The organism is Mucilaginibacter auburnensis (assembly GCF_002797815.1).
In the GTDB taxonomy this organism is placed as follows: domain Bacteria; phylum Bacteroidota; class Bacteroidia; order Sphingobacteriales; family Sphingobacteriaceae; genus Mucilaginibacter; species Mucilaginibacter auburnensis.
This window is the reverse complement of sequence record NZ_PGFJ01000001.1, coordinates 399400-418553: the sequence shown is the minus strand read 5'-3', so window position 1 is coordinate 418553 and position 19154 is coordinate 399400. Positions and strand designations below refer to the sequence as shown.

At 41.7% G+C, this 19154-nt stretch carries 14 protein-coding genes; 11 read left to right on the top strand and 3 right to left on the bottom strand.

Features of this window, described 5'->3' with window-relative positions:
• Positions 1–163 precede the first annotated feature (163 nt).
• The 5 genes from CLV57_RS01825 to CLV57_RS18265 all read left to right on the top strand — a co-directional run bounded on the left by CLV57_RS01825 (position 164) and on the right by CLV57_RS18265 (position 8233).
• Entirely contained in the window at positions 164–5518 is a 5355-nt protein-coding gene (locus CLV57_RS01825; RefSeq protein ID WP_100339656.1) for an Ig-like domain-containing protein, read from the top strand.
• Positions 5519–6283: 765 nt separating this feature from the next.
• Positions 6284–7483 carry an MFS transporter gene (locus tag CLV57_RS01820; protein ID WP_211290013.1) on the top strand — a complete coding sequence of 400 codons (1200 nt, stop codon included), beginning with the start codon at positions 6284–6286 and terminating at the stop codon, positions 7481–7483.
• Positions 7484–7699: 216 nt separating this feature from the next.
• Complete coding sequence (locus tag CLV57_RS01815) at positions 7700–7882, top strand: hypothetical protein (protein ID WP_100339655.1); 183 nt, start codon at positions 7700–7702, stop codon at positions 7880–7882.
• Positions 7883–7907: 25 nt separating this feature from the next.
• Positions 7908–8057 (top strand): hypothetical protein, encoded by a 150-nt coding sequence (locus CLV57_RS18270; RefSeq protein ID WP_157799034.1) that lies wholly within the window; start codon positions 7908–7910, stop codon positions 8055–8057.
• Between the two features lie 29 nt (positions 8058–8086).
• On the top strand, positions 8087–8233 hold the full coding sequence (locus tag CLV57_RS18265; protein ID WP_157799033.1) for a hypothetical protein: 147 nt from the start codon (positions 8087–8089) through the stop codon (positions 8231–8233).
• A 92-nt stretch (positions 8234–8325) separates the two neighbouring features.
• On the opposite strand, the gene CLV57_RS01810 is transcribed toward CLV57_RS18265, so the two are convergent.
• Together CLV57_RS01810 and CLV57_RS01805 are read right to left on the bottom strand one after the other, a co-directional pair.
• Positions 8326–9612, bottom strand: coding sequence for an MFS transporter (locus CLV57_RS01810; RefSeq protein ID WP_245856815.1), 1287 nt, complete (start codon positions 9610–9612; stop codon positions 8326–8328).
• Positions 9613–9620: 8 nt separating this feature from the next.
• Positions 9621–10055, bottom strand: coding sequence for a MarR family winged helix-turn-helix transcriptional regulator (locus CLV57_RS01805; RefSeq protein WP_100339654.1), 435 nt, complete (start codon positions 10053–10055; stop codon positions 9621–9623).
• Between the two features lie 297 nt (positions 10056–10352).
• Here CLV57_RS01805 and CLV57_RS01800 point away from each other — a divergent pair, with 297 nt between their 5' ends.
• The 4 genes from CLV57_RS01800 to CLV57_RS01785 are packed head-to-tail and all read left to right on the top strand — an operon-like array spanning position 10353 to position 15740.
• Positions 10353–14327 (top strand): DUF4175 family protein, encoded by a 3975-nt coding sequence (locus tag CLV57_RS01800; RefSeq protein WP_100339653.1) that lies wholly within the window; start codon positions 10353–10355, stop codon positions 14325–14327.
• Between the two features lies 1 nt (position 14328).
• Complete coding sequence (locus CLV57_RS01795; protein WP_100339652.1) at positions 14329–14748, top strand: ATP-binding protein; 420 nt, start codon at positions 14329–14331, stop codon at positions 14746–14748.
• Complete coding sequence (gene ybeY / locus CLV57_RS01790; RefSeq protein ID WP_100339651.1) at positions 14748–15179, top strand: rRNA maturation RNase YbeY; 432 nt, start codon at positions 14748–14750, stop codon at positions 15177–15179. Before CLV57_RS01795 ends, ybeY begins: the two co-directional genes overlap by 1 nt.
• A 51-nt stretch (positions 15180–15230) precedes the next feature.
• Positions 15231–15740: a glutathione peroxidase gene (locus CLV57_RS01785; protein ID WP_100339650.1), complete on the top strand. Its 510-nt coding sequence runs from the start codon at positions 15231–15233 to the stop codon at positions 15738–15740.
• Positions 15741–15804: 64 nt separating this feature from the next.
• Here CLV57_RS01785 and CLV57_RS01780 read toward each other — a convergent pair whose 3' ends face one another.
• Entirely contained in the window at positions 15805–16512 is a 708-nt protein-coding gene (locus tag CLV57_RS01780; RefSeq protein WP_100339649.1) for a pirin family protein, read from the bottom strand.
• A gap of 83 nt (positions 16513–16595) precedes the next feature.
• Between CLV57_RS01780 and CLV57_RS01775 the strand changes: the two genes are divergently transcribed.
• On the top strand, positions 16596–17252 hold the full coding sequence (locus CLV57_RS01775; protein WP_100341273.1) for an NAD(P)H-binding protein: 657 nt from the start codon (positions 16596–16598) through the stop codon (positions 17250–17252).
• Complete coding sequence (gene abc-f, locus CLV57_RS01770; RefSeq protein ID WP_100339648.1) at positions 17249–19099, top strand: ribosomal protection-like ABC-F family protein; 1851 nt, start codon at positions 17249–17251, stop codon at positions 19097–19099. The genes CLV57_RS01775 and abc-f overlap by 4 nt, the downstream gene beginning before the upstream one ends.
• Positions 19100–19154 lie beyond the last annotated feature (55 nt).

The window sequence follows — 19154 nt, the reverse complement described above, 5'->3', positions numbered from 1 at the left end:
TATAAACGCAGTTGAATATTAGTATTTATATAATAGTTGATATGTTACTGATATAGTGTTTGGTTTACGGCTGCGCATAACTTATTTTAGCTGTAATTTTTAACAAACATCCTTATTGCGGACTTGCATCTGTTAAAGATGAGTTAAATGTTAGTTAGTTGCTATGAAGCGCATTTTTTTCCTGTTTTCTTTAATAATAATAGCCGCTAACTGCTTTGCACAAAGCCTTGATGGAAGCATTACCCCATCAAGTCCAGCCATCTGTTCGGGCGCAGCTGTTACTTTAACCGCAAATGGATCTGGCGGTACGCCCGGCTATACTTATTTTTGGATAACAACAGGCGAGAGCGGACAAAGTATAGCTGTTACCACCGCGCGTACTTATACCGTACGAATAACCGATAATGCTAATAACACAAAAGAAGTAAGCATAAATATTGCCGCCAACCCAACACCGGCTGCACCCACCGCCAGCAATACCAGCGGGGTAGTTTGCTACAATTCTACGGCCCGCCTTGAGACAACGGCGCCTGCAGGTGCAACATTTAATTGGTACAAAGAAAGACAGGGGGGCGTTCCGGTAGGTAGTGGAACGGTATTTAACACGCCACCGGTAACTGCATCAACCATATATTATGTTGAGGCCGAAGTGAATGGTTGTATAAGTGCCAGAACAGGGGTAACCGTACAGCTTGCCGCAAACCCGTTCTCGCCGGGAGCGGTTATATGCGCAAACACCTCAACAACACTAACTGCTGTAGGATCAGCTGACTATGACTGGTGGGATTCTGAAACCGGTGGCATTAAATTAGCCTCCGGCAATAAGTTTACAACACCAATTTTAAATACCACAACCACCTATTACCTGGAAGGTATCACCTCATCTGGCTGTTCAACCGCACGGGTTGCAGTAACCGTTAATGTTACACAGGCTCCTGCTGCACCAACGGTATCTGCACAGCCAATCTGCGCTAATTCAAGGGCTACGTTACAAGCCACCGGGCCTAATGGTGTATTATTTGACTGGTACGATGTTGAAGTAGGTGGAGATCCGCTTATTACAAGTCCAGACTTTACTACACCCATATTAAATGCGAATAAGCAATACTGGGTTCAGGCGCGTATAAATGATTGTTTAAGTCCGCGCACTTTAGTTACCGTTGTTGTTAACAGCGTACCATCTGCTCCGCAAGCGGCAAGCGACGGGCCTGTTTGCATAAACTCTCCAGCCACATTGCGGGTATCAAATCCTTCGGCAAATACCACATATGAATGGTTTTCGTCAGCAGCGCTAAATAATATATTAGGAACAGGAGACGTGTTTACAACACCTAATATATCAGAAAACACTACCTTTTATGTCAGGGCTTTTAACGCTTCCTGTTATAGTGATGCGGTATCTGTAGCCGTTACCGTATTACCGGTTGTACCTAAGCCGGTCATTTCGGGCACAACGCTTATTTGCGCGGAAAGCATTGCTGTTTTAAATATCAATCAGCCTAACGCCAATTATACCTATGAGTGGGTTGACGCTCAAAATACACAGCCTCCGTTTACAGGTACCACTTTTCAAACACCAATTCTTAACAGCAATACAACTTACTATGTTAGAGCCATATCAGGCGGCTGTGCCAGCGACCCTGTTGCAATAACCATTAGTTTGCTTCCTTTGCCGCCTAAACCTACAGTTACGCCGGTTGCCGCAATTTGCTATAACACAACCGCAACACTTGTGGCTGATAACGGCACACAATACAGATGGTATACCGCTCAAACAGGGAGTACACCTATTTCTACTGATAAGGTTTATACCACTGCTGCATTAACAAATACCACAACTTTTTACGTTTCTAATAAAGTTGATGGATGTGAAAGCGAAAGAACTGCCATTACCGTTACGGTTAATGCTGCAACACCACCGCCTACAATAGATAATCCCGGCCCTGCTATTTGCGTTGGAACAACGGTTGTTTTAAAAGCGCATTCTGCTGCAGGCACCAAAATACAATGGTTTTCTGTACCTACAGGCGGCAATATGGAGTTCGAGGGCGCAAATTACGCTGTTACACCAGATGTAACAACTACCTATTACGCACAAGTAGTTAGCGGAACCTGCATCAGCGACCGTACACCCGTTACAGTTCAGGTGTTACCTTACAATAACTTGCAGTTTCAATACAGCGCAGGTACCTATTGCTTGTCTGCCGGGAACCAAACACCAACAATTTATGTTGCTGGTGGAACGTTTACGGGCAGCGCGGGCCTTGTAATTAACCCAACCACCGGTACAATAAATATAGCAGCATCTGGCCTGGGCAGATTTAACGTATCTTACAAAACCAATAACGGAAGTTGCGATGTTATAACCTACGCTGAAATAGTTATAACGCCATCTGCAAATGCCGAATTTAGTTATGCTAACACCGTATATTGCCAAAGCGGCACTAACCCAAAGCCGCAATATAAGCCAACATCAAGTGGCGGAGTTTTCTCTGCCAGCCCGTCGGGCCTGTCTCTTAATTCAAGCACAGGCGAGATCAATCTGGCACAAAGCCAACCTGGAACCTATACTGTTACCAACTTTGTAAATTTAGTAAGTTGCGGAAGCCAGGATACAAAAACTTTTACGGTTGAGGTTAGGGCCAGCGTTGTTGCGTATGCCGGAGCCGACCGTTACGCGCGCAAAGGGCAGGCAGTTACATTATCAGGAACGCTTTCCCGTTCAACAAATGTATTATGGTCAACAACCAATGGGCAAGGCGTTATCACCAATGCTACCAGCCTGACCAATGCTTCTTACATGCCATCTCCAACCGATGGCGCTGTAACATTTATCTTAACCGCATTTGATACCGGCGCCTGCGGTAATCAGAGTGTGCGTGTAACTATAACCTTTATTAACACGCCGGCCAGCCCCACAACTACTACTGACACTGTTTGCGTTGGTAATCCGGCTACGCTGACGGCATTTGCCCAAAACGCCAACAGCTACAGATGGTATGACGCGGCAACAGGAGGTACGCTGTTACATACCGGAGCTAATTACCGTACCAGCCCATTAACTAACCTTGGCATTTCTAAGTTTTGGGTAGAGGCGCTAACCAACGGTATTTCCGGCCCACGTTCAGAAGTTGATGTTTTGGTTGAGAGTATTCCAACTGCTCCACAGGTTAGCGGAGTAACCAACATTTGCGAAGGCGTGCCGGCCGAACTTACGGCTGCAAGCCCTAACGCAATTAAATATACATGGTTTAATGCTGATATGTTTCCGGTTGCTGTAGGTAATAAGTTAACTATACCTGTATTTACCAATACGAGTTATTTTGTGCAGGCCGAAGCGCGAGATTGTGTAAGCCCGCTAACCGAAGTTAAGCTATTTGTTGTGCCTACACCACGTATAACGAGCAAAAAAACAGACGAGATTTGCAGCGGCAGTAATGTAAATTACACCATACAGGCCGATCTTTCCGGAACAACCTTTACATGGAGCCGCGCAGCTTCTGCAGCTATTAACAATAACCAACCATCTTCAGGATCGGGAAGTGTAATAAGCGAGATCCTTACAAGTTCTTCGCCATCTACACAAACCGTTATTTATGTAATTACACCTGTTTCAACTAACGGATGCAACGGAACCCCTTTCAACTACACTGTAACCGTCTACCCAGCGGCCGAACTAACCAGCCCTAAACAAGCCAGTGTTTGTAACGAAAACCCACTTAACTATCTGGCTACTTTCAACCCGGCTGTTACAGATTTTAGCTGGAGCCGCGATGTTGTTACAGGTATAGATGCCCGCGCTGTAGCCAATCAAACATCACGCAACATTAGGGAGGCGCTTACTAACACAACAAACGCACCTATTGTGGTTCCGTACCATTTTGAGTTTACCACAGCAAACGGATGCAAAAGCACTTTTGATCTCCCGGTAACCGTTAATCCGGTAGTAACGGTTACGAGCAAAAACTTTGATCCGGCTTGTTCAAACGAGGCTTTTTCTTATCAGATTACCTCTAATGTTACCGGCGCTACATTTAACTGGTTTCGCAACGCGGTTGGAAACAATCCACAAAGATTTGTAAGCGGCGTAACATCTATAAACGAGACTCTGGTGAACAATTCAGATCAGCCGTTGGATGTTTACTACCTTATAACTCCCGTATACAATGGTTGTGAGAGCAAGCCGTTTGAATATCACGTTATATTTAATGCACAGCCATTGCAGCCTCAAATAAATGCGTCACCGCAGGTTTGCGAAGGCAATACACTAACGTTACAAACCATACCGGTTGCTGGCGCTACCTATACATGGACACTACCCGATGGCACAACAGCAACAACCCAAACGCCCGTTTATAATATAACCAATGTCACGCTTGCCAATTCGGGCACATACGCTTTGGTTGTTACCGTTAATGGCTGTTCAAGTATTTCACGCTCTACCAATGTTACCGTAATTAACAAACCTTTAGCCAATGCAGGCCCAAACCAAACCGTTTGTCCAACTGCTACTGTGGTTCAATTAGATGGTGATGTTAGAAGAAATGTAACCCAACAACCTATTGCAGGCGTATGGAGTGGAGGCACAGGTAGTTTCTCATCTACAAATGACCCTAAAGCAAAGTATTTTCCATCTCAGCAAGACAGAAATAGCGGTTCTGTTACACTGACTTTAACTTCGGCAAGTGCCGGTGATTGTACAGAGGCTGTTTCTCAGGTGGTTATCACTTTCGCGCTTATACCTGCTGCAGATGCCGGTCCTGATCAAAATGTTTGTGACGACGAAACTAACGTGGCGCTTTCAGGCTCTATACTTCCAGGCAAAGGTACTGCTGCATGGACAACAACCGGAACGGGCACTTTTGATAACGCCAATCAAGCGGCAACCATTTATCATCCTTCATTGGCTGACGTTAGTGCAGGTTTAGTTATTTTAAAACTGAAGGCTACAGGAGCCGGCGCATGCGACCAACCGGAAGATGAGATCAAGATCTCTTTTGTTTTACCACCTACTGCCAAAGCCGATTCTCGTACAGTAAGGTATGTATCAAAAGGAGGAACCATTACACTCAACCCTGTTGTAAGCGATGAGAATGTAACTTATAAATGGAGCCCTATGTTGGGGTTGAGTGATGCCACAATTAAAAACCCAGTAGTAACAGGAGGCGAAACAGATATAACCTATACTTTAGTAATAACAAGTGCCTTGGGCTGCAAAAGCGACCCTACCAGCATTTTAGTTAAAGTGGCGCCGGAAATAAAGCCGCCAAATACATTTACACCCAATGCGGATGGCCGCAATGACCAATGGCTTATTGAAGGTATTGAAGCTTACAAGCAGGCAGATGTACGCATTTATAGCAGGCAGGGGCAGCAGCTTTATTACTCAATAGGCTATGCCAAACCATGGGATGGAACCAGCAATGGTAAGCCTGTTCCGTTTGGCACATACTACTACATTATTGATGTGCGTGAATTTGGAATTAAGCTAACGGGATATGTTTCAGTAATAAGGTAGTTGACCCGCATCAAACACGTTACAGCGCAATTCAACAATCAATTTATAACAGATTATTTGTTGCCGATGTTCGCTAAGCGCATAACATGTGAATGTTTGTAAACACAAACCGGTGTAACTCTGAATCAGCTATGTATATAAGATAATTGGCTTTTAGGTACCTTTTAAGCTTTAAGGTTAATCAGCCCACTTATTCATGGATCTGTCTCTGCATTTACCTTTTAAAAAACTTATAAAACAAGTAAGGCCCCTGATGGGCAGGGACCTTTACTAAACCAATTATAAACCTAAATTATGAGAAGACTCTTTATATGTTAACCTTTCGGCTGCTATTATCGTTGTTTGATGGTGTAAAGGTAACACTATGTTTCAATATGTGCAAATTTTTTTTTGAAATTTTTTTGTCAAATTGGTGTCATAGCCTATCATATTCGCAAATCATGCCGTCAAACGTTAACAATATGTTAAATTTTTACGTCTAAAAACCATTTATGAACATTTTTTATTCAAATCTTTTAAAAAAATATTTTTTTGGTATTTTTTCACCCTTCGCAAACGTATTTCAAAATAAATTCTTTTAAAAACGGTCTTCTTATTGAACTTTTCTATACTTTTTTTACGTTTTTTACTCGTTTTTAGCGCGTTTTCGGCAAATTTTTACTTATAACTTCTTTCCAAAATTTTTCTGTAGTAGTATTTTTAAATCGTGTTTTTTCAAAACATACCTTTGCAAAGCGCAAAAAATTCTCATACACTACAAATTAAATGACAAATAGTCCCGAACGCCCATCAACGCTTACGCCATTCACGCTTTGGGTAATGACCATTACCACCGGATTAGTTATCGCCAACATTTATTATAATCAACCGTTGTTGGATGATATTGCCAAAACCTTCGGTGTAACCAGCGCAAAAGCCGGCCAGGTGGCCATGCTCACACAAATAGGCTACGCGTTAGGAATTTTTTTGGTAGTGCCCATGGCTGATATGCTTAACCGCAAGCGCATGATGATCATTGATTTTGGTTTTATGGTAATAGCCTTATTGCTTACCGCCATTGCACCTAATATTAATGCCTTGATTATTGCCAGTTTTTTTATTGGGGTATCATCCATTATTCCGCAATTTATGCTACCCATGGCAGCGCACCTGGCACAGGCCCATGAGCGGGGTAAAACCATCGGCTTCGTACAAACAGGTTTGCTGATAGGTATTTTGCTATCAAGAACACTGAGCGGTTTTATTGCCGCACATTACGGTTGGCGCAGTGTGTTTTATATTGCCGCGGCATTAATGCTGGTAATGTGGGGATTGGTTTATCGCCTGTTGCCCGAGGTACAGCCAACTTATAAAGGAACTTACAAGAGCCTTATGCTTTCAATAACCGGCCTCATTAAAGATAACCGGCATTTACGCCTGGCGGCTTTAAGGGGTGCCTCATGCTTCGCCTGTTTCAGCGCTTTCTGGAGCACTATTGCATTCCTGGTAAAACAAAACTTTAATATGGGTAGTGATGTAGCCGGCTTGTTTGGTTTGGCCGGGGCCTTTGGCGCACTTGCGGTAAGTAGGGTAGGCCGCCTGACCGATAAGGTGAACCCATACAAACTTGCTACTTATACTATCGCAATCCTTTTACTGTCGTTCGTAGTATATTATTTCTCAGGCTATAGTTTAGTCGGAATGGTAGTGGGCGTAATTTTAATGGATATGGGGCTGCAGGCAACCCATTTGTGTAACCAGGCTATTATTTTCGCCAACAACGCTGCTGCTCGTAACCGTATCAATACGGTATACATGGTGTCCTATTTTGGCGGCGGTGCTATCGGAACTTTTTTCGGCACCCAGCTCTGGTACCGCTACCAGTGGACAGGTGTATGCATTTTAGGCATAGCGGTATCTGCATTGACCCTTATATTACACCTCAATAATCAGGAAACACTACAGCCTGATAGCACAACTGTATAGTGATGCCTACTTTGTACAACATTGCTGTTCTGTTTTTCAATACAACGTTTTAAAAAAGTTCTAATTTTTTTAAAATAATTTAATGGGTTGATTCACAGCATGTTTAAATTGTTTTGACAGTTGTTTTGACATGTGTTAATATGTTTCTACCCTCTTCTTAAATACTTTTTGGCACTCTATTGGAAATAGATTGATCAAACAGCAATAAAACCAAAAATGGTAGTTAGAGCAAAAAATACCGTAACAGAAGAGAAGGAGTGGGAAAACCCACAAACTCCTGAAAAACCTTCAGACGACCGTGAAAAAGAGCAACTGATACGTCAGTACAAAGAGGCTAAGCGTTTAAAAGATAATTTATCAGATAACGATGAGCCAACCAAAGAAGAGACAAAAAATTAAGGTAAAACTTTTAAAAATATTTATCATGAAAAACAGGAAACCAGCCATCAGCAAATTAGTTGCAAGCTTTGACAACGAATTGAGAGCTATTTTAATGAGCGATCTAAGAGCTAAAAAAGGAACACGTAATGTATTCATGAAAGCTATTTGGACAGAAAGATTATCTGTTGCTTAATTTACTATTTACCCTACATCAACCTACATATGAAAACTAACAACAAACCCGCTACCAGCAAATTACTAAAACGTTTTGATAACGAATTAATGCAACTGTTAATGGAAGATCTGAAAGTTTTCCGCAATAAAAACACCCATCGCAACAACCAGCCGGTTATACAAAAAGCCGCCTGATCAACATATATACATCTACCTATAAAAATCTATCTATTCTACCCTATGAAAAAGCAGCAAAGCTCCCCGGTTTTCCGGAGAGCTTTGTTGTTTTATGCCGTCTTGAATCCGGCATCTTTCGGTGCAACAGTATTCTTGTATAAATAGCGCCACTGCAATGCACCTATTAATACCGCTATTATACCCTGTACTGCTACGGTATTTTGCGTACCTATCCATTTTGAAAGCGCACCAATAAGCAACCCTCCTAATGGCTGCATACCAAATATTGCCAGCGCGTAAAAACTAATTACCCTGCCTCGGATTTTTTGATCAACCGTTGTTTGGATCAAAGTATTGCTTACCGTAGCCTGAGACATCATACCGAAGCCTGCAATGGCAACAAACAGCAAAGCAAGCGGATAATAAACTTCATGTGAGAACAACAACAATCCCGCTCCGAAAACTACCGTATTAACAGCCAGTATTTTTTTCAGGTCGATGCCCGACGGTACCGAAGCCAGGAATATAGCACATGAAAGTGCCCCCAGGCCAATAAAACTATCAATAATACCAAAGGTTGCGGCCGATCCCTTAAACACGTCTCGGGCATAAAATGGGATGAGCGTGGTGTAAGGCATTACGGTTAAACTAATAAGCGAAAGTAAAATTAAAATGTGCTTGATAGCGGGCGTACGTTTTATGTAAGCCAAGCCTTCCTTTAGTTCAACAAAAACGTTTTTATTAGTTTTTTCAGGATGGTACTCAGGCAATTTAAGCATCAGCAGCGACCCTATCACCGCAATAAAACTGAGGGCATTTAAAACGAAACAAGCTTCTTCACCTAAGCGCTCTAACACAATACCTGCAATAGCAGGTCCTATTAAACGGGAAAGGTTAACCATTGATGAATTTAGAGCAAGCGCGTTAGGCAGATCTTTCTTGTCTTCTACCATTTCGTAAACCAGGGCCTGCCTCGCAGGAACATCAAAAGCGTTTATAATGCCCAACATAACGCTCAAGGCCAACATCTGCCAAACCTGTACATCGCCAATTAAAATAACAGCTGCCAGTAACACCGCCTGCACCATTGATGCAACCTGTGTGGTGAGTAATACCTTATAACGGTTGTACCTGTCGGCAACCACGCCGCCAAATAAAGAGAGTACAAATGATGGGAAAAGGCTAGCAAACAGGGAAACGCCCAACATAAACGTTGAATGCGTAAGCGTATAAATAACCCAGCTTACCGCTGTTTTTTGCATCCATGTTCCAATAAGTGAAACAGACTGCCCTATAAAATATAACCGGTAGTTTTTGCTTTTAAAAGCCCTGAAAGTACTCATCTCTTTTCCATCTCTCCTTTTGTTTTTTACGCTGATGATACAGCGTTGCGGCAAGCCGCTATTTATTCAAATTCAATTATTTTTTCTAATGGCACTATTATTTGTTTCAGCATTTCCTGTTCATGCCGGGTGCAGGTTGCTTCAATGGCTTGCGCCAGCCATTTATCGCGCTCGCTGCGTACTTGTTTCAGCACTTCCTCGCCTTGTTCTGATAGGGTAATGATGGCTTTCCGCTTATCTGTTTCAGATACCGAGCGGTTGATATAGCCCAGTTCCAGTAAGTGAGCTAATATTTGCGACATGGATTGATTGGTGATCTTTTCCATTGCAGCCAACTCGGTAGGTTGCAAAGCGGTATTTTGCTGTAAAAGCACTAATGTTGATCGTTCAGTTAATGAAAGCTGCTGGCCAGTGGCCGATTCTTTCCTGAGCTTTTTTATCAGCCGTGTTAACACCGTTCTTAATTCAGTAACATATTGCAATTGTGTAGCTTCCATTTAATAAGTAAAACTAATAAGTTTACCTTACAAATATAGCGCAAGTATTTTTCGTTTCTATCAGCGTTATGTAATCTTATTGCGCAAGAGTTTCGGGTATTTAACCCATGCTTAACCAAAAGCCTCTATAAAACCCCGCATTGTAAAAATGTTACCGTTTTAATACCTGTTTATTTAGTTAAAGCGTTTTTTTATAGATATTAATTAATATTTTAGCTTACCCTTATTAATAACCTGTTGCCTAATAAATTAGATTTTTAGATTTAGTTTAATTGTTGGTATTTAAAACGTTTCGCCATGAACAACCACGGAAACTATGAGTTGCTGATTGAAAAGATCAACACCTTTATAAAAAGGTATTACCTTAACAGTTTGTTAAGGGGCTTAATATTTTTGGGTGCCGGTGTGTTTTCCGCATATATTGTTATTACCCTGTCTGAATATTTTGGCAATTTTGATTCAACTTTCCGCACGGTTCTGTTTTATGGCTTTATTTTACTGAATCTGGGTTTAGTTGCCTGGCTGGTTATTCCACCTTTAATGGCCTGGCTTAAACTGGGTAAAACGTTAACGCATGATCAGGCGGCAGATATTATAGGTAAACATTTTAATGATGTTAATGATAAATTGCTAAATACACTCCAATTAAAAAAACTTTCTGCCGAAGATGGCCGGCACCGCGATCTGATCGAGGCCAGCATTGATCAGAAAATCGAAAACCTGCGCCCCATACGTTTTCCGTCGGCTATAAATCTGCGCGAAAACCGCCGTTATTTAAAATGGGTGCTTGTACCTGCAGCAGTTATTATTGTATTAGCTTTTGCAGCACCATCTATGCTTACTGAGAGCACCAAAAGATTGATCCGTCATGATGAATATTTTGCACCGGTGGCTCCTTTTAAATTTGTAGTGTTGAATAAAACGCTATCTGTTGTTCAGGGAGATGACCTTAATCTTGAATTAAAACTGGAAGGCGATAAATTTCCTGCTGATGTTTATATCGAAATGGAAAATAACACTTTCAAATTGGATAAAGAAAGTGTGAGCCGTTTTAAATACCAGTTTAGCAATGTGCAGGAAAGCACCAAATTCCGTTTGGTGGGTAATGGCTTTAACTCTGTTCCGTACGAGGTTAAAGTAAATCCGCGCCCGGCTTTATTGCACTTTGATGTTGTGCTGACTTACCCGGCTTATCTGAAAAAACAACAGGAAACGCTATCAAATGCGGGAGACATTACTGTACCCGAAGGAACCACAGTTACCTGGAAATTTCACACCCGCAATGCAACAGGAGTAGCTTTTAGCCTGGGCGAAAAGCACGAAATGCTGCGTCCTTCAGGTAATGATCTGTTTAGTCACAGCGAACGTATTCTGTCAAATACCATATACAAGCTAAATCCGGTTAACCAGGTAGTAAATACCACAGATTCTGCCGCTTACCGCATCAGCGCAATTGCAGATGAAGCACCTGCAATTGATGTGATGGAACGCCCGGATTCGGTAAGTATGAAAGCGTTCTACTTCACAGGTAAGATTCAAGACGACCACGGGTTTTCAGGCTTGACATTCCACTACAAGATCAGTCCGGGTGGTAGCAAGGCTAACGAGAAAAGTTTTGTTAAACCGGTTAAGGCAGATCTGGGCATTAACATATCAGACTTTTTTTACTACTGGAACCTGAAAGAATTGGGTATTAAACCCGGCGATCAGGTTAGTTACTTTTTTGAGGTTGCTGATAACGATGGCGTTAACGGACCGAAAAAGGTACAATCGCCTGAAAGAAGTATCAACGTGCCTGATGCTGCCCAATTAGAGCAGCAGCTAAATGCAGGTACAGAGCAGGTGCGTAAAAACATACAGGCTGCCGCTAAAATGGCCGAGGAGATTGAGCGCGAATCGCAAAAAATGAACGAGATGCTGCTCAGCAAAAATTCATTATCATTTGATGAGCAAAAGCAGTTAGATGCCTTGATGCAGAAAAGGCGCGAGTTGGATGACTTGGTTAAACAAATTCAGGCCGACAACAAAAAGAACATGTATAACAGACGCGAAAATCAGCAGCAAAACGGGCAACTGGCCGAGGAGCAAAAGCAAATAGAAAAACTGTTAGACAATGTATTGGACCCAAAAACACGCGAGTTATTAGATAAGCTACAGGAACTGGCCCAGAATAATCAGAAACAAGGCACACGAGATCAGCTGCAAAAAATGCAGATGGATAACCGTACGCTTAAACGCGAGTTTAACCGTTTGAACGAATTGTATAAAAAAATGGCCTTTGACCAAAAGGTTAACCAAAATATTAACAAGCTGAACCAATTGGCTGAGAAACAGGAAAAACTGGCTGATGAAACCAAAAAGCCTGTTGATCCGAAAGCACAGGAACAACAAAAAGCGCAGGACGATAAAGCTCGTCAGGATGCGATGAAACAAGCGGCCGAACAGTTGAAAAAAGCGCTACTGGATGCCCAAAAACAGGCGGCTGAACTGGAAAAAATAAACGACCAGAAACAAGGTCAGAACCAGGCCCAGCAGGAAGCACAAAAACAAACTGAAGATCAGTTGAAAAAAGCCTTGCAGGATGCTCAAAAGCAAGCCGACGAGTTGCAAAAGAAAGCGCAGCAGCAGGCTCAACAGCAAGCTCAGAACCAACAACAAAAGGCGCAGCAGGATGCCGCGCAAAAACAAGCGGCTGAGCAGTTAAAGAAAGACCTGCAAAACGCGCAAAAGCAAACAGACGAAGTTCAAAAGCAGGCCGAACAACAAGGCCAGCAACAACAAAATCAGCAGCAAAAAGCACAGAACGACGCGCAAAAAGATGCTGCCGATAAACTGGAAAAAGCTATTCAGGAAGCACAGAAACAAGCCGAGGAGTTACAAAAACAACAACAAGGGCAGGATCAAAACGACCAGAAAAGCAGCGGCGATCAGCAAACTAAAGATCAACAGCAAAGCGGCGCTGAACAACAGAAAAGCGCCCAGGAACAGAAGCAACAGGATAAGCTGAATGAAGAGTTTAAAGACATTAAGAAAGATCTGGAAGAATTAGCCAAAGAGGCTGAGAAAATTCAAAGCAGGCAGGATTTTGAAAATCCTAAAAACGAGCAGGAGAGCATTCAGGATAAAATGGAGCAAAGCTCACAGCAGTTACAAAAAAGCAATCGCTCCAAAGCTTCTCAATCTCAGCAGCAGGCTGCTCAGCAAATGAAGCAAATGGCACAAAAAATGCAACAGCAGCAGCAACAGGAAGAAGAGGAGGAAAATAGCGTTAATATGAAGCAAATTCGGGAGTTGCTGAAAAGTTTAGTGAACAGTTCGTTTAGGCAGGAAAAAGTGATGGAACAGCTAAAAAGCACCAGTACTTTAGATCCTAACTATGTAACTTTGGCGCAAACGCAAAAAAATATTAAAGACAACCTTAAAACCGCCGAGGATAGCTTATACGCCATAAGTAAACGTGTGCCTCAAATTGAGGCTACCGTTAACCGTGAAATATCAGCTATTAACGAAAGAATAGACCAGGCTTTGGAAAGTTTAGGCGACAGGCGTACAGCTGAAGCTAACCGCAGTCAGCAATATGCCATGACAGCTATGAACAACCTGGCCCTGATGCTGAGTGATGCACTTAACAATATGCAAGCGCAGATGAATAACCAGCAGCAGTCTAATTCACAATCGCGCAAGCAGTCAAGGAGTCAGCGTATGCAGCAATTAAGCAGGCAGCAACAGCAACTTAACCAGAACATGCAGCGCGCCCGCGAACAAATGCAGCAACAACAACAACAACAACAGCAGCAAGGCAATCGTAGTCAGCAACAGCAGCAGCAACAACAAATGCGAGGCATGAGCGAACAACTGGCCCGTATGGCGCGTGAACAGCAGATGATAAGACAGGCGATGCAGCAGTTAAATAATGAGGACAGAAAAGATGGCGGAACCGGAATAAAGGATCTGGATAAAATTTCGCAGCAAATGGAACAAACTGAGAACGATATCGTAAACAGGAGAATAACAGAGGAGGCATTGAAGCGCCAGGAGCAGATACGTATACGTATGCTGGAGGCTGAAAAGGCGGCTCAGGAGCAGGAACAAGAGCAGCAGCGCGAGGGCCATGCCGGTAAAGACATGCCTCCCGGTTATATAAAAGCATTGCAGGATTATCAACAGGTTAAAGAAAAGCAAACCGAACAGATAAGAACTGTTCCGCCTGCCCTTAACCTTTATTACAAAAAGAAAATTAAGACATACTTTGATCAACTTAACATTAAATAATATGCAGGTCAGCACACAGCCTACCGAATTGTATACCTTACAACTTCCGTCAAAGCTGGAGAGCATAACGCAGTTGGAAAACCTGGTTGAGGAGATTGCCGACAGGTTTCAGATAAGTGAAGATACTTTTGCTAACATGATGACATGTCTTAATGAAATAGCAACAAACGCCATTATTCACGGCAATAAATTGGATCCTAATAAAAAGGTGATCATTAATGCCGAGGTAGACGGTAAAAAGGCTGTTTGGACGGTAACTGATGAAGGTGAAGGTTTTGACTACGTTAACCTGGCCGATCCAACCGCACCGGAGAATCTGGAAAATCTGGCTGGCAGAGGTGTATTTATTGTTAAACACCTGGCGGACCAATGCGCGTTCAACGCTAAGGGTAACGAGGTAGAACTGCTATTTAAAATATAATGCCGGCTATCCATTTTTTTGAAGAAGACATTGCCTATAAAGTAAAGAACAAGATCAAAGTAAGGCAGTGGGTAACCGCTGCTATTGTTGAAGAGGGCTTTAAATTACAGGAGCTTAACTATATTCTTTGTTCGGACGAATACCTGTTGAAGATCAACCAGGAGTATTTGGATCATGACACTTATACGGATATCATCACCTTTGATAATTCTGAAGAAGAAGGCAAAATAACCGGCGATATATTTATTTCCATTCCCCGCATTATTGAAAACGCAGGTAAGTTTGGCGTAAGCGAAGCAGATGAGTTACACCGTGTTATAATACATGGGGCCTTACATTTATTGGGGTATACCGATAAAGATGTATCAAGTAAACAAAATATGACACAAAAAGAAGATTATTATTTGGGCAAACGCGCTTTTAATAATTAATTTTACGCTGATAAACGCTTTATTATCAACCTATTTTAAAAATATACTAAAATGAAATTCTTAGCATTCCTGTTCGCGTTCATGTTTCTGGCTGCACCAGCGTCGGTATATGATTTTAAGTTAAAAACGATTGATGGCGACAACTTCTCGTTAGCCAAGTATAAAGGCAAAAAAATACTGATAGTCAATACAGCTTCTAAATGTGGCTATACACCACAGTACACAGATCTGCAAAAGTTATCAGAGCTATATAAAGACAAATTAGTAGTGGTTGGTTTTCCTGCCAACAACTTTGCTAACCAGGAGCCGGGTACTGCAGCTGATATTAAAGCTTGCACAGCAAAACACAACGTAACTTTCACTATTACAGAGAAAGTTAGTGTTAAAGGTGATGATATATCTCCTTTGTTTAAATATCTGACAGAAACAGAGAATCCTGATTTTACAGGTGAAATAAAATGGAACTTTGAGAAGTTTTTGTTAGACGAGAACGGCAAATTAATACACCGCTACCGCTCTGCTACAAAACCGCTTGATCCGGTTATTACTTCAAAAATATAAGCTGCGACACATAAAAAAGCCTTCCTGAAAATCAGGAAGGCTTTTTTATGCCATATACTTGCGTTTACATTGGCACGTCCATCAGCAATAAACGAGCGCCCTCTGTTACGTTAATTTTTACCGCATCGGTATCATATACTCCTAAGGCATCCTTTTGGCTTAAAACCTGTTCATTTATCTTCACAGCGCCTTCTAAAACAAATATGTATACACCATTTTCCTTACGTGTAATTGCATATTCAATTTGTTGGCCGGCACCAAAGCTGCCCATTGAAAAAGTGGCATCCTGATGTATCCATAATGCATCGCCATTTTTATCAGGCGATACAAGGGTGGTAAACTCGTTCTGATTGAACTGATCGCTAAAATTCTTTTGATCATATCTTGGCGTAACGTTTTGCTCGCGTGGAAACAGCCAGATTTGCAGTGTATTAGCACTTTCTGTTTCAGAATGGTTAAACTCTGAATGATACACACCAGTACCTGCAGACATTACCTGAACCTCGCCTGCATGAATTACACCTGTATTACCCATGCTATCCTTATGCTCTAAAGCGCCGGATAGGGGAATGGTTATGATCTCCATATTATCATGCGGGTGAGAGCCAAAACCCATGCCGCCTTCTATTATATCGTCATTTAAAACGCGTAAAGCGCCAAACTGAATCTTCTTTGGATCATAAAACGACGCAAAACTGAAAGAAAAATTTGCTTTTAACCAGCCGTGGTCGTTTTTGCCACGGCCACTTTCAGGATAGAAAATTGTTTTCATTATAACTCCTTTTTATATGTTTAAACATACAATATTTATTCCAATTATTTTATATGTATTTTTGTGCCCAAATGCCTGAAAATATGACTAAAACGGCAATTATTGTAGGTGCAAGCGGACTTATTGGCAGTAAGCTGCTTAATTTGCTGTTGCATAACAGCGAATACGAAAAAGTAATTAGCCTGGGCAGAAAGAAGTTGAAAACAAAACATCGCAAACTGCAACAGGAAATTATTGATTTTGAAAATGCGGAAACCTTCAACACATTTATTGAAGGCGATGCTTTTTTCTGCTGCTTAGGGACTACCCAAAAACAAACGCCTAATAAAGACGACTATTATAAAATAGATCATGACTATCCTGTTAGCATGGCTACAGTAGCTGCAACAAGCGGTGTAAATCAGTTTCATTTTATTTCTGCAATAGGAGCTAATGCCTCTTCGGGAAATTTCTATTTAAAAACAAAGGGAGAGACTGAACTTGACTTAAGGAAAGCCGGATTAAATAGTTTATTCATTTATCAGCCCTCGCTGCTAACCGGCCGAAAAAAAGGCAAACGAATAGGGGAGCGCATTGGTGCAGTTATCATGAAGTTGATCAATCCGCTTTTAATCGGAGGATTAAAAAAATACAGGAGCATTGCTGCGCTAACCGTAGCTAAAGCAATGTTCAATCAATCACTAAAAGAAAAGAAAGGTGTGTCTGTGTACACTACCGAACAAATAAAGGAACGCGCGTGAGCACTTATATCTCTGCCGAGAATCTCGGCCATTCATTTCATGATAACTGGTTATTTAAAAACCAAACAATTGGCATTAACCGTGGCAGGCGTGTAGCACTGGTAGGCATTAATGGTGCCGGCAAATCAACATTATTAAAATTACTGGCAGGTCAGTTTTTGCCTACTGAAGGCAAGGTAGTACAGACTAAAGACCTGCGCATGGGTTACCTGGAGCAGGATCCGCATTTTAAAAATGCAGTCACTATTAGTGATTATATTTTCCATGCAGACAATGTGCAGCAGCAAGCCATACGCAAGTACGAGGAGTTGCTGGAAAACGACCCGAACAATACCGACGCTTTAAATAAAGTAATGGAGGAGTTAAGTGAGGTAGATGCCTGGGAATATGAATATAAGATCAAAACCATTTTAGGGCGTTTAGATATTCATCACTTAAATCAAAGCATTGCTACGTTATCAGGAGGGCAGAAAAAGCGTTTGGCGCTGGCTAAACTGCTTATTGAAGATCCGGAACTTTATATTTTGGATGAACCTACCAACCACCTGGATATTGATACCATTGAATGGCTGGAGAAACTATTGACAGAAGGCTCTAAAACAATAATCATGGTTACACACGACAGATACTTTCTGGATAACGTATGTAATGAGATATTGGAGTTGGACCGTGGTAGAATAATTCCTTATGTAGGCAATTATGGTTATTATTTAGAACGTAAAGCAGAACGGGAGGCAGCAGATGAAGCAAGCTTTCAAAAGAATAGTAACCTGTTACGTAAAGAATTGGAGTGGATGCGACGCCAGCCTAAAGCGCGCGGTACAAAGTCAAAAGCACGTATTGACGCTTTTTACGAGTTAGAGGAGAAAACAAAAAACAGGGGAGCTAAGCAAAACGTAGAGTTAAGCGTAAAAACGGCCAGGCAGGGTAATAAAATTATGGAACTGCATGGTATAAGTAAAGCATTTAGCGGCAACACCTTCACCAATAACTTTAGCTACGTATTTAAAAAAGGCGATAGAATAGGATTAGCAGGTAAAAACGGTAGCGGTAAATCAACTTTATTAAACATGATCACCGGAACCATAAAGCCTGATAGCGGCCATATACAAGCCGGTGAAACCACGGTAATAGGTTATTTCCATCAATCGGGCATTAAGTTTAAAGAAGACGACAGGGTTATAGATGTTGTAAAAAACGTAGCTGAGTTTATTACCATGGCTGATGGTAAAACTATTTCAGCTTCGGCTTTACTAACCTTATTTTTATTTCCACCTGCCAAACAGTATGGTTTTATATCCAAGTTAAGCGGCGGTGAAAAGAAACGTTTGCAGTTAATGCATATTCTGATGAAGAATCCAAACTTTCTGATCCTGGATGAGCCTACAAACGATCTGGATATTGACACGCTTAACGTACTGGAAGAGTTTTTAACTAACTACCCGGGTGTTTTAATGATCGTATCGCACGACAGGTATTTATTAGATAAACTTACCGATCAATTATTCATTGTGGAAGATGGCGGTAATGTCCGCATATATAATGGCAACTATTCCTCTTTCCGTGTAGAATTAGAAGAACAAAAGCAAAATGTAAAGAAGGAAAGCGTACCAGCGCCAGCTGTTTCGGCAACACCTGTTAAAGCTAAGCTAAGCTATAAAGACCAAAAGGAATTAGATAACTTAAACGTTGAAATTCCGGCCTTAGAGCAAGAAATAAAAGGCTTAAATGAGCGTTTGTATTCGGGCGTTAGTAACAGCGAAGCAGTTGAAATCAACACTAAAATTTCTCAACTTGACAATATGTTGGAAGAGAAAACCATGCGTTGGTTAGAGTTATCAGAATAATAAACCACTGTTCCACGTGGAACAGTAAATATAAATAACATGATGTGTTCCACGT